Source organism: Neobacillus drentensis (assembly GCF_036965645.1).
In the GTDB taxonomy this organism is placed as follows: domain Bacteria; phylum Bacillota; class Bacilli; order Bacillales; family Cytobacillaceae; genus Neobacillus; species Neobacillus drentensis_D.
In genome coordinates, this window is record NZ_JBALPZ010000122.1 from 35,333 (window position 1) to 47,934 (window position 12,602).

At 40.1% G+C, this 12,602-nt stretch carries 12 protein-coding genes; 9 read left to right on the forward strand and 3 right to left on the reverse strand.

Going from position 1 to position 12,602, the window contains the following annotated elements; genetic code table 11:
• The first annotated feature begins 10 nt into the window (after window positions 1-10).
• From efeO to V7266_RS21640, 6 genes are all read left to right on the forward strand, one after another.
• Complete coding sequence (efeO, locus tag V7266_RS21615; protein WP_335470878.1) at window positions 11-859, forward strand: iron uptake system protein EfeO; 849 nt, start codon at window positions 11-13, stop codon at window positions 857-859.
• On the forward strand, window positions 860-2,149 hold the full coding sequence (efeB, locus tag V7266_RS21620) for an iron uptake transporter deferrochelatase/peroxidase subunit (RefSeq protein ID WP_335470814.1): 1,290 nt from the start codon (window positions 860-862) through the stop codon (window positions 2,147-2,149).
• A gap of 30 nt (window positions 2,150-2,179) precedes the next feature.
• On the forward strand, window positions 2,180-3,940 hold the full coding sequence (locus V7266_RS21625; RefSeq protein ID WP_335470816.1) for an FTR1 family iron permease: 1,761 nt from the start codon (window positions 2,180-2,182) through the stop codon (window positions 3,938-3,940).
• Window positions 3,941-4,045: 105 nt separating this feature from the next.
• Window positions 4,046-5,380 (forward strand): polysaccharide biosynthesis protein, encoded by a 1,335-nt coding sequence (locus V7266_RS21630; RefSeq protein ID WP_335470819.1) that lies wholly within the window; start codon window positions 4,046-4,048, stop codon window positions 5,378-5,380.
• Window positions 5,381-5,467: 87 nt separating this feature from the next.
• Entirely contained in the window at window positions 5,468-5,977 is a 510-nt protein-coding gene (locus V7266_RS21635; protein WP_335470821.1) for an RNA polymerase sigma factor, read from the forward strand.
• A 47-nt stretch (window positions 5,978-6,024) separates the two neighbouring features.
• Complete coding sequence (locus V7266_RS21640; protein WP_335470824.1) at window positions 6,025-7,764, forward strand: aromatic amino acid hydroxylase; 1,740 nt, start codon at window positions 6,025-6,027, stop codon at window positions 7,762-7,764.
• Between the two features lie 40 nt (window positions 7,765-7,804).
• Here the strand turns inward: V7266_RS21640 and V7266_RS21645 are convergent, their stop codons facing one another.
• The 3 genes from V7266_RS21645 to V7266_RS21655 all read right to left on the reverse strand — a co-directional run bounded on the left by V7266_RS21645 (window position 7,805) and on the right by V7266_RS21655 (window position 10,500).
• On the reverse strand, window positions 7,805-8,443 hold the full coding sequence (locus V7266_RS21645; RefSeq protein ID WP_335470825.1) for a Bax inhibitor-1/YccA family protein: 639 nt from the start codon (window positions 8,441-8,443) through the stop codon (window positions 7,805-7,807).
• A gap of 76 nt (window positions 8,444-8,519) precedes the next feature.
• Entirely contained in the window at window positions 8,520-8,912 is a 393-nt protein-coding gene (gene mscL, locus V7266_RS21650; protein WP_335470827.1) for a large-conductance mechanosensitive channel protein MscL, read from the reverse strand.
• A 94-nt stretch (window positions 8,913-9,006) separates the two neighbouring features.
• Window positions 9,007-10,500 carry a LuxR C-terminal-related transcriptional regulator gene (locus V7266_RS21655; RefSeq protein WP_335470829.1) on the reverse strand — a complete coding sequence of 498 codons (1,494 nt, stop codon included), beginning with the start codon at window positions 10,498-10,500 and terminating at the stop codon, window positions 9,007-9,009.
• A gap of 291 nt (window positions 10,501-10,791) precedes the next feature.
• On the opposite strand from V7266_RS21655, the gene V7266_RS21660 reads away from it, so the two are divergent.
• The 3 genes from V7266_RS21660 to V7266_RS21670 all read left to right on the forward strand — a co-directional run.
• The gene (locus V7266_RS21660) at window positions 10,792-11,367 is read left to right on the forward strand and encodes a DUF6230 family protein (RefSeq protein WP_335470831.1); all 576 of its coding nucleotides are present in this window, start codon (window positions 10,792-10,794) and stop codon (window positions 11,365-11,367) included.
• A 16-nt stretch (window positions 11,368-11,383) separates the two neighbouring features.
• The gene (locus V7266_RS21665) at window positions 11,384-11,767 is read left to right on the forward strand and encodes a DUF6114 domain-containing protein (protein ID WP_335470833.1); all 384 of its coding nucleotides are present in this window, start codon (window positions 11,384-11,386) and stop codon (window positions 11,765-11,767) included.
• A 12-nt stretch (window positions 11,768-11,779) separates the two neighbouring features.
• Window positions 11,780-12,602 (forward strand): DUF6230 family protein (locus V7266_RS21670; protein WP_335470834.1); only part of this gene is annotated, 823 nt, incomplete at its 3' end.

Below are 12,602 nucleotides of genomic sequence, written 5' to 3' on the forward strand. Positions count from 1 at the left end.
AAATACATACATGAAAATATATAAATTAACTGGCCTTGTTCTATTATCTAGCAGTCTATTATTTGGCTGTTCCAATTCGGACCAAGCTTCGACCAAAGAAAAAACAAAGGAAACTCAAAACACTTCAACGGAATCTCTAACAGGGGTATCAGATGAATATCGGCAATATGCAATTTCCGAGATTGAAGAGTTCGTTAAAGCCACAGAGGCGTTTACTACTGCAGTTAAAAGCGGTGATATTGAGAAAGCAAAACAACTTTATGGACCGGCACGGATGCACTATGAGCGTGCCGAACCAATCGCCGAGAGCTTTGGTGACCTCGACCCTAAAATTGATGCACGAGAAGGAGACGTTCCCGCCGCAGAATGGGGCGGATATCACCGGATTGAAAAAGGATTATGGATGGAAAACACAACAAAAGGTTATGAACAAATGGCTGATCAGCTAATGAAAGATGTAAACCTGTTACGTGCTAAAGCAGATACAGTGGAAGTGACGCCGGATTTATTAATTACCGGAGCTGTTGACCTCCTAAATGAAGTTTCTACTTCAAAAGTCACCGGTGAAGAGGACCGCTACTCCCATACGGATCTTTACGACTTTGCGGCAAACGTTGAGGGGGCGGAGAAAATCTATCAGCTGCTTAAACCAGCACTAGAGAAAAAAGACAAAGACGTTTCAACAGAGATTCAAGCTCGTTTTGATGATGTTTATAGTCTATTAAACCAGCATAAAAACGGTGATGGTTACAAGCTTTATACAGAATTGACAGAAGCGCAAGTAAAAGAGCTTAGCCAGGCCATTGATGCACTAGCTGAACCACTATCACAAATAGGTATTATTACGGAGGCGTCTTAATTGACAAACAATCCAGCCAACTTAGAGGCAATAGCTAAAAAAAAGGTTTCAAGACGGGACATTCTGAAAACCGCGGGAATTGGCGGTGTCGGAGTCATTCTAGGAGCATCGGGTCTCGGTAGTGTCCTTTCGCTCAAGGAAAGTAAGGCATCAAGCCCTGAGTCAAATCAAGAGATTGTTCCTTTTTATGGTAATTATCAAAGCGGTATTACGACAAAAACACAAAATCATGTTTATTTTGTTTCCTTAGATGTAACGACGTCTAAACAAGAAGACTTATCTAAACTATTTAAGGAATGGACAAAGGCTTCAGCCTTAATGACAGAGGGGAAGGCAGTCGGCAAGCTTTCAAGCAACGAATTTTTGCCTCCGGATGATACAGGGGAGGCGGCAGGTCTATCGCCGTCAAATTTAACGATTACTTTTGGAGTTGGACCTAGTCTTTTTGTCAAAGACAATCAAGACCGATTTGGATTAAAACACAAGCAGCCGAAGGAATTGGTCGATCTTCCAGCCTTCCCGCTTGATGCATTAGAAGAGGAATGGACCGGTGGAGATCTTTGTATTCAAGCTTGTGCCGATGATTTGCAGGTAGCCTTTCATGCGGTCAGAAATCTTATTCGAATCGCAAGAGGGAAAGCGACATTACGCTGGGCGCAAACTGGTTTTCAGCGGACAAAGCAGGCGGATCCTGGAAATGAAACACCGAGGAACCTATTCGGTTTCAAAGATGGTACAGTAAACCCCGATGTGGACAGTAAAAAACAGGTGAATGAGCATATCTGGGTACAGCCGGGCGATGGACCGGATTGGCTTGTTAATGGCAGTTACCTTGTCGTCCGCCGGATTCAAATGTTTATTGAGGTATGGGACCGAACCAACCTAAAGGAGCAAGAAAACACATTTGGCCGATACCGGGAAAGTGGTGCACCGCTAGGGCAAAAGAATGAATTTGATCAACCTGATTTCACCCAGAAAAAAGAAACCGGTGGGGACGTGATCCCTGTCAATTCTCATGTACGCTTGTCCCATGGAGATGGCACGCAGCAGATTCTCCGCCGGGCCTATTCCTATGCCGATGGAATGGATTTGAAAACAGGCAGCTTTGATGCAGGTCTTTTGTTTCTATGTTTCCAGCGTACACCTAGTAAGCAGTTTATCCCGATCCAGAACAGATTGGCCAAAATGGATAAATTAAATGAATATACATCCCACCGCGGAAGTGCCATTTTTGCTTGTTTACCAGGCGCTAAACAGGGCGGTTTTATCGGAGAGACACTATTTAACTAGTGGTTGCTCTTTTACAGAGGAGAGAGAATGATGCAGCGTTTTAATTGGAAGCCATTATTAGTATTCATCCTACTAATCAGTTTTTTTCAAATCAGCCTTCCCGTTAAGGCAGCCGAAAATAGTGATGAACTTTTTGTACTGATTGGTGATAGTTTAATGAAGGCAAAAGATGGCGAGCAGGCTGTCGTGGCCAAAAACATGGAGGAGTTTGCAAGCGAGTGGCAATCTGTTAAAAAAGCTGGCAGCAAACAAGCCAAAACGGTGGACCAAGAATTAAAAGAAGTGCAAAGTTTACTAGCAGCAGACAGCGTTGATAATGAGGCACTCTCGAAAAGTCTTTCGGCCCTTTCAAGTGCAGTTGTTCAATATGATGAGGAACAAAACCCAAAAGATAAAGAAAAAGCCAAAGAACAGGTAAAGCAGATCCTTCCGCTTATAACGGTTATGAAGGAATCAGTAGAAAAAGGAGATACCGCTCCATTAAAACTTCAATACCAGAAATTAATGAATGGGTGGACTGCTTCAGAGAAGTCCGTTCACGATGAGAGTATTGCTGCATATGGAAACATCGAAAAATACACAGCTCTCATAAGAATTGCGATTACACAGGAACCTGCTGATTTAGATAAAGCGGGGCAAAACTTAGATCAACTTAAAGCAGAAGTGGAAAACTTTCTCGCAGGAAAAGTAACGAGCCAGGTTGAAGGTGATTATTCCTTAACTGACTTAGCGGCATTGTTAAGTGATGCCGAAAAGGTGATATCTCAAAATGATTATAAGGATGCCAGTGAGCAGTTAAATAAAATCCTGACAATTTGGCCTTTGGTAGAAGGAGATGTTCAAACTAGGGATAGCGGTTTGTACAGCGATATGGAAACAAAGGTACCAACTGCCATCAGTCTATTAAATTCTGAAAGTGTAAATGCTGATAAAGCCTCCGAAATTGTTAAGGACTTAGAAAATCGCCTTGCACCATTATTAAGTAAAACAAGTTACTCATTATGGGATGCAGCCCTTATATTATTGCGTGAGGGATTAGAAGGCTTATTAGTTGTTGCAACGCTTATTGCCTTTTTGAAAAAAATGGGGCAATCTGCGCAGCAAAAGTGGATTTGGTCCGGAGTTGTTGCAGGTATTTTAGCAAGTGCTATCCTCGCCGTAATCATCAATATAGTCTTTTCTAAATTTGTTGCCGCGTCAAGCAGGGAGTATATTGAGGGGATTACCGGTGTAGTCGCTGTCGTCATGATGTTGACGGTTGGGGCATGGCTTCATAATAAGTCAAGCATTGGAAATTGGAATAAGTATATAAATCAGCAAATGCAGCAGGCCATTGCAAAAGGAAGCCTTATGTCCTTTGCCTTTATTAGTTTTCTTTCAGTTTTTCGTGAAGGTGCAGAGACAATTATTTTCTATACCGGTATTACCCCGTATATTAGTTTAGCGGAGCTCGTAATGGGGATCTGTTTGGCCCTTGTGTTGTTAGTCATTGCCGGCTTTGCCATCATTCATTACAGTGTAAAAATTCCTATTCGCTTGTTCTTTAGAACGGCGACCATCTTAATTTACTTTTTAGCGTTTAAAATATTAGGGATTAGTATTCATGCATTGCAGATTTCAGATGTGCTATCGACCACTACGGTGGAACGCTTACCATTTATTGACTGGCTTGGACTCTATCCAACCTACGAAACCACTTTACCGCAAATACTACTATTGTTAATCATTTTCTTAACAACCTATTTAGTAAAAAGAAATGATGGTAAACAAGTAATGTCTACAAATCTTTAAAAGAGCTGGTAACAGTTCTTTTTTTTTTGAAAAAATTTCTCCTACTATTCAAGGGACTTGTCTCATAAGTTATTAAAAGAGATGAGAGTAAGGGAGATTTGTAAATTGAATATTTATTATAAAAGTATCTTTTTTCTGGCTGCTTCTGCTTTTTTAGGTGAAATGATTGAGGTCCTGATCAATATGATTTTGGCTAGAGAGCTGGGGTCTCACGGGTTAGGGCTTTATATGACGATTCTTCCCTCGATTTTTTTACTTGTCTTATTGTCCAGCTTTGAATTACAGGTATCGATTTCGAAATTTGTCGCGGAGCGGGATCGGCGCTACCATCGTAATATTCTTTATCATGCCTTAACCATTACGATTGTTTTTACCAGTATTCTATTTTTAGCCGCAGCCGCGCTCATTCCATTTATCCCGGTATTTAATGCCTATCATCCCTATGTCAGATGGCTTGTTTTGGTTTTAGTCCCAGTCATCTCCTTTACATCCGTAGCTAGAGGCTATTTTATGGGCGTTCAGGAGATGGGGAAAATAGCGGTCTCTAACTTTCTTCGCAAGTCCATCCAGCTTGTAGGACTGTTTATCTTGTTTCGCTTTTTCAAATTTGATGCAGAGGCTTCTTTATTAATTGCTATTTGTGCTTTGATTGGCAGTGAAATCGTGGTGTTTTTATACCTGTTCTACTTGTTTATCATTCAATTCCAACAACTGAAGAGGAAACCCTTTTCTAACATGGAACGAAAAGGGGTACGGAAAAACTTAATCGCGGTTTCGATTCCAACGACAGGACTGCGGCTGTTCTCAGCCATCATGAATGCTGTTCAACCCTTTGTTATAAAGGGAGCCTTGGTTTACTCTGGAATATCCAGTACGCTCGCTATAGAACAATTTGGAATGCTGATGGGTGTGGCAGCTTCCATCGGATTTTTTCCGGCCTTTATTGCACACTCCTTAATGATTGTACTGATTCCGGCCGTATCAAAGACCAATTCGCAAAAAGATTACACAACCCTACAAAAAATGCTTCAGCAAGTAATGACGATCACACTTTTATATGGGATTCCGGCAGTCGTCATTTTTTACTTTTTTGCACCGGAATTAACGTCGTTATTTTTTAAATCAGATACGTCTGCCATTTATCTGCAGTTACTTTGGCCGTTTTTCCTGTTTCATTTCTTTATCATGCCAATGCAGGCTTTTTTAATTGGACTTGATATGTTAAAAGAATTATTTTTTCATATTATATGGTCGACCATTATTTCATTTGCAATCATCCTTTGGCTCGGCTCCTCTCATGATTGGCAGATGAACGGGGTGATTATCGGTATGAATACGGGGGCTGTCCTATTAGCTCTTATGCACTATTTAACCATTTGTAAGAAGATTGGAGTTTCTATTTTTATGAAAGGCCTCGTTTCGGAAGCAACAGAACGGTAAATAATATGAAAAAAAGTGTAGGGGATTAAGCAGGTCCTTTCCGTCTATTAATTGAAGAAGTTGTTGAAGGAAGGAAGGATGGTTTGGATGAATACCCCTGCATTTGAGGAGCTAGTGGATAAACACGGCCAAGCTGCTTTTAAATATATCTTATCATTAACAAAACACAAAGAACTCGCGGAAGACCTTTTTCAGGAAGTATTACTTTCGGCTTACTTAGCATATCCTTCCATTAAGGAGCAATCAAAATATAAAAGCTGGCTTTTGATGATTGCGATGAATAAATGCCGTGACTTTTGGCGGAAAGAAAAAAAATCGAAGCATTTTTGGAGAGAAGAGGTTTATGCCTATTCAGTCCTATTTGAACCCCATTCCATTACCGAAGAGGAAGTCCTGGATAAATACTCTAGAGAACAAATAGCTGAAAAGGTAAGGACATTGCCAGACATTTACCGTGATCCTATTTTTCTATATTACTATCAAAATTTATCTTTACTTGAAATTGCGGAAAAAAGTAATCTGCCAATGTCGACAGTGAAAACGAGAATGAGAAGAGCGAAGGAGAGACTACGTCCAAAAATGCAGTCACTTGCTTGATTGCTCCCGTCCTTAATCAAATAAGGTTGGAAAAGGGGAAGGTCAAAATGACTGATAAAGAAGAGCCACAGATTCCAAAGCATTTGCAGCCATATATATCAACGCAATACTACCACCGTTACACGCCAATCGACCATGCCGTTTGGCGCTTCGTTATGAAACAGAACCATTATTTCTTAAAGGACATAGCCCATCCTGCGTATTTTAATGGATTAAGAGATTCGGGAATTAAGACAGATCAGGTCCCAAGGGTAGATGATATGAATACGAGTTTGGCAAAAATAGGCTGGGGGGCCGTTACAATTGATGGTTTAATTCCAGGCTCTGCTTTTTATGGCTTTTTAGCTAACGGGATCCTCCCAATTGCAACAGAAATCCGCAACATCCAAAATATTGCCTATACGCCTGCACCGGATATGCTTCATGAAGCAGCAGGGCATGCCCCAATATTATTGGATGAGGCTTACAGGAACTTTGTCAGAAAAATGGGTGAAATGGGGGCTAAGGCCCTTTCCACTAAAGAGAAACTAGAGGTATTTAAGGCGGTTCGCCATTTGACGATTATTGCCGAGGACCCTAATTCAACTTCTGAACAGGTTCTAGAAGCCGAACAACAGGTTGCGGAAGCCAGGAGCAGGGTTAAAGGGTTGTCTGAGGCTGACAAAGTTTCCAGACTGTTTTGGTGGACCGTTGAATACGGACTAATAGGTGATCTGAACAAGCCTAAAATTTATGGAGCCGGATTATTGTCTTCTGTAGGGGAAAGTCAAAGCTGTTTGAAACCTGATGTAAAAAAAATTCCCTTCTCCGTGGAAGAATGTGTCAATACACCTTATGATGTCACAAAGCCGCAGCCGCAATTATTTGTATGTAAGTCATTTGATGATTTAGTAGAGAAAGTGGAACAATTCGCCTCGTCTATGGCTTTCCGTAAAGGCGGCACGGAAAGTCTAGATCAAGCACTAGAATCAAATAGTGCTGCAACATTTGTTTTATCGTCAGGCATACAGGTTACCGGTACGCTGACCGCTATTTTGAAAGATGAAAATATGGAGGCCATTTATGTTAGAACCAAAGGTCCAACAGCTTTGTCTTATCAACATAAACAATTGAAGAATCAGGGTACAGATATTCATCGCAAAGGATTTGGAACACCCATCGGTAAATTAGATGGAGATCTTGTAATAGAAGCCTGTACTGCAAAGCAATTGCACGAATTTGGTATCAAAGAGGGGGAAAATTCCGTATTAAACTTTCAAAGCGGGGTAACAGTGGAAGGCTTTGTTAATAGTATATTATTCTTTGACGAGAAACCAATTTTGATTAGTTTTAGTAATTGTCTTGTGACGTACAAGAATATTGTGCTCTTTGAACCTTCATGGGGAATATTTGATATGGCTGTTGGAGAAGTGGTTACGTCGGTCTTTACGGGAGCAGCTGACCCAAACCATTATTTTGATTCCCCTTCACCAAAGGATGAAAGCATGGAAGAGGTTGAACTATTGTGTTTGACTGAATTAGAAAACTTGTATAAAGAAATTCGGGACTTACGAGTGGGAAAGTGGGAACAAACTAGTTCAACGCAGCTCGATCGGGTAATAGCCATTCTGGATCAAAAATATCCAAATGAATGGCTATTACGGCTTGAAATATTAGAACTGTATAAAATAAATCAGGCTTCCCACCGAAATGTAAGCGCTATTATAAAGAAGCTGAATAAACGTAACTGGGATTCATCCGTTAAACAAATGATTGACCGAGGCATAACATTAATCGAACAGATATAAAAAAAACAGGAGCTTGGCATTAGCCAAACTCCTGTTTTTTTTAGTCTCTGCTTGAAAGGATTCCAAGGATACGCAGAATACTGATAAATAAGTTAACAAAATCGAGATACAGGTTTAATGCCATCAACGGAACATCTTCTGGTCTTACTCCGTAGTGCTTCATCCGGCTAATATCAAAAAGAACGTATCCGCTAAATACTAAAACACCGATAAAGGAATAGGCAAGCATTCCGGTCGAGCTTAATGGTAAGAAAATATTATAAATCGAAATGGCCACTAATGCTAAGATAGCTGCCAGTAAAAATCCACCCAAGAATGAAAAATTATGTTTGGACTTTGCTGCGTAAATGGCAATCCCAGTGAAAACAACCGTTGTACTGGCAAATGCTATACCGACAACGTTTGCTCCAGCAGTTGATAGATAGTAAGCTACGATTGGATATAAGGTAATCCCTGAGATAAAAGTAAAAATATACAAAAATGCATAGGAAACAGCTTTTCTCCTTCTAAAGAAAAAGGCGCTAATCAGCATAACAAATTCTAAAATCATTAACGGCATAAACAGCCCAGGCGGTACGACAAATGCCCCTGCCATCGTTCCTAAGAAAGCGATCGCTAATGAAAGAGCGAACGTCCTTAAAACGGAAGGCATAAATTCAGTCGATGTTTGTGTATACAAAGCTCTTCACCTCAAAATGAATTTGGTAGAAAGTCCTTGGTTCCTGACCTTCTTATTAAGATATACGTATGAGTGGTCAAGATGTTTCATTTTTTCTTAAAGTTTCTTGGTTTTCTTTTAAAAGGTCACGAATCTCCGCTAATAGCTCTTCTTGTCGCTCAACTTTAACGACAACCTCTGCTGGTACTTCCTTCTTTTTAAACCGGTTCATAAATTTTACAAATAAGAAAACGGAAAATGAAATAATAAAGAAATCAACGACTGCTTGAATGAACTTTCCATACGCCAAACTGTGATAGGAAAGTTCAGCAAAAGAGTTTAATTTCCCTGTTAATAAACCAACCAATGGCATGATGATGTCGGCGACAAGTGAAGAAACAATTTTTCCAAATGCCCCGCCAATAATGACCCCGACTGCTAAATCAATGACATTGCCTTTCATAGCAAACTGTTTAAATTCATTCCACATTTAATCAACCCCTTTTTTATTTTTTCTTAATGGTTCATTTTATCTATATCCATTAAGAAAGGCAACTAAATAAATTATGGCAGATATCGGCCGTTTACGAGATTAATTTCATCTTAATCGCCTTTACGGCAGCATCCGTACGGTTCTTGGCAGCTAATTTTTGAATAATGGATGATACATAGTCTCGGACTGTGTAACTACTTAAATGTAATTCTGCTGCTGCTTCACTAATAGAAGCCCCATCAGCAATTAATTGAAGAACTTCCTTTTCCCGCAGTGTTAAAATCGTCTGTGGACCGCAGAATTGCTGGAGGGCCTCATCCCAAATGGAATACAAAAGTTCTCCAGCATTTTGGCCAAATCTTATTAATGTCGTTAGCGTCTCAGGTAATACCGTGAAAGGAGTATCTGCCCCTTGATCTAAAAAGGCAACCCCAAGCAGCTTGCTATTGGTCGGCACGAAAATAGGAAGGACAACGAGTGATTTCAGCTGATAGTCCTGCACAAATTTTTTGGGCAAAATATCGCTTGCATTCGAAAAATAGAGAGGTTGAGAATGGGTAAGAGAAAAAAAGTATTTATCAATTAAAGGCAGTGTAAAGATTTCCTCTTTTATTTGCTGAACTGCAGAATCATTTACATTATAGCCTGAAACACCTATCCCTTTATCCACAAAGTGGTTATATAAAAACAGGGCACAGCGCTTAAATGGCATAAAATCCACGAGACCTTTTGATATTGCGTTAACAGCATCGTCGACACTCTTCGTTCGAATCAGGCTTTGTAGAAATAAAAGGGATGCATCCTTCCATTCCATTTTACTTTCGAGTTGAAGCAGCTTTAATTGCCGTATATACATCCCTTTGATAAACATTATCTGTTCTTCTGTCATCAAATCTTCAGGACATATAAGGAGATAATCATTTATACATGGTATTTTGATGATGTCTTGTTCGTCGGTACTTCTACCCACTAATTTCTGAATTGCTAACGAGAGATAATTGATTTCCCCTGCCTTTAGACTCGTGCAGATATCAAGTAAATGACGGTCGGCAGGATACAAATCGGAACAGACAACTGTTTCTACTTGATAATCTGGCTGATTCTTTTTCACAACTGCTATCCATTTTATCGGGACGATATTGGTCGAAATGATAGATTTTAACCATTTTTGATTCTGACTTTCAACATTCTGTGTTAAAAAGGTTTGATCAAGGATTCTTGAAAAAATGGACTGCACGGCTTGATGGTCTAAAAATGTCGCGGAAGATTTGTTTGCTAAAAGTTGATGAAAGAGATGTTCTATGGTGGTAAGGAGAAAAATTGATTCATATTCCTCTTCTTTCTTTGAAAATCGGGCCTGCCACTCTGAAAAAAGAGAAAAGATAAAGGAGTCGACATTAAGGTTTTTATCTTCGGAAGCCTTCAAAAAGGCAAGTTCAATAATCGTTTCAAACTTTGCTACTAAGTGGTCGTTTTGATAATTCAATTTTTTAAGTTGATGCTTCCATCGTTTTAGAAAAGGTTCTCTAAGCTCTAATAGAATAGAAAGCCCTTTCATTAATAGCTGTTCTATTTTATGTTTCATCCATAATCCATCCTCATACTTTATTTTTTAGCATGACTCTGTTAAATTTGGCTGTTGATTTCCGCTCCAATCAACAGAGTATAAAAAATAACAATTTCTCTTAACAGAAACTACTTTTTAAATATTTCGTGGAATGTTTTTCTTCTATGTCCGTAGTGAAAAAGTGACCCCGACATTTGACGGGGGGATAAAAATAACACGATATTTTCCGTAATTGCTGGAATATATCAAGGATTGTATGCTAGGGGAAAGGATAGTTTTTTAAAATTTTAGAAAAATAGGAGGGGTATGATGGAAAGTTCTATACAACTTGTTGAGGGGACAATAAGTAAAAAGGTATTTTGGTCGGCGCTGGCGACAGGGGTATTGACGTTAGCCTTACTACTAGTTTCCTTTGGGATATCGGGGGTTGCCTATGCAGTCCCCATTGCAGGTGTGGGCGATTTTTATGTGGAGTTTGATAAGTTAGTAGGGAATAATTATACCTTCTATCCGAAAATGGGTGAAACAAGCTCATCAGATTCTGCTCCGCAGGGAACGAATTTAATTGAAACACTGACTATAAATAATCTTCAATTATATAAGGATTTTAAAGTGGGCGGGGAGTGGATTCGTGTCAAAATAACTGCCTCCAAGCCTGTTCAGATTACCGGCTTGCAGCAAGATGCTGGGTTAATTGAGGCAGACGCCAAATTTCAAAATTTGGTCCTCCAAGAAAAGCATAGTGATGACTGGCAGAAACAATTTAAGCAGACATCATCAACTATTACGCTTGAGCATGCAAAATTAAAAACTCACTATCTATTTCAAAAGTCGATTAATATGAGCGGTATGCGCTTAACAGTTGAAAAAATCAATAAGAATTAGGAGGGGGCAAGGGGAAATGGGAATTAATAAGTGGCGCAAAGGCCGGCCGCTGTGGGGATCAGTCATTACTATTCTAAGTGGGGTAATGATCTTATGGGTGCCATTAAATCTATATTTAAGCACCTTTCTACCAGGGTCCATTGCGATTATCGGTTTATTATTTGGAGGAGTCATCACCTTAATTGGCATGGTCGCGGTCTTTTTCCCTAATGCCTCCAAGATACTGGGAATCTTTACGATTTTCCTTTCGATTCTTTCGGTGATAGGTGCGCTAGGAGGTTTCTTAGTTGGAACATTATTCGGAATTGTTGGCGGTGCCTTATTAATGGCCTGGCGCCTTGAACCTGTAAAAATAACGACTGCACCTCCAAGCGGACTTGAGAAAACACACTCTGTTTAAAGGGGAGAAAATATGTGGTGGAAACGAAAGCGCATCTTATTATGCTTTTGTACTCAATTGCTGCTTCTGACATTATGCTCTCTCGTTAACCCTGTTTTCGCAGCAGAAAAAAAAGACGATGAGGGTTTTATTATTGAGGCGGACCGGGTTGTTGGCTCCGGAATGACTGCGACGATTGTCAAACAAGAGACCTCTCACAATAACGGGAAGCCAATGCTCCGAATTCAGTATCAATCAGCAACGATCTATGGAATGAAATTAACAAAAGAAATTGACACACCCAATGGGAATGTAACCATCGGTTTAAAAGCAAATGGCCCGGTTACTGTAAAAAATATGACCGTTGACACAACCGCTATTTCATTTAAGGGTGCCTGCATGAATGCGGATGAGACGATACCAGAGCTTGGGATGGAAAACGTGGTGATGGCTGCTCATTATATGAAATCGGCGGATAGTTTAATACAACAATTGACCCTGACCACCCTATCAGGAAAAATAAATCCACAAAAGCCGGGTTCAATCAAATTATTACAAGATTTAAGCTCACTTCCGATGAGGGAAATGGATAAGGAAATTGAAAAAATCACCACAGGTCATCTGCCATTATTGTGTGAGGATCCTTCAAATATAGGAGATAAGACAGAATCTGAAGGCACTACACTTGACCCGGCAAAGGGAACTATAGAGATTATAACAAAACCATTGGGGCCTGGGACGGAAGCACTAAAGCCGGTATTGGATACGCTGGAACCAGTATTATCGCCTTTAAATCCAGTGACGAGGCCGCTGGAGCCGGTGCTCAAGCCGTTGGAGCCGGTGACGAAGCCGCTGG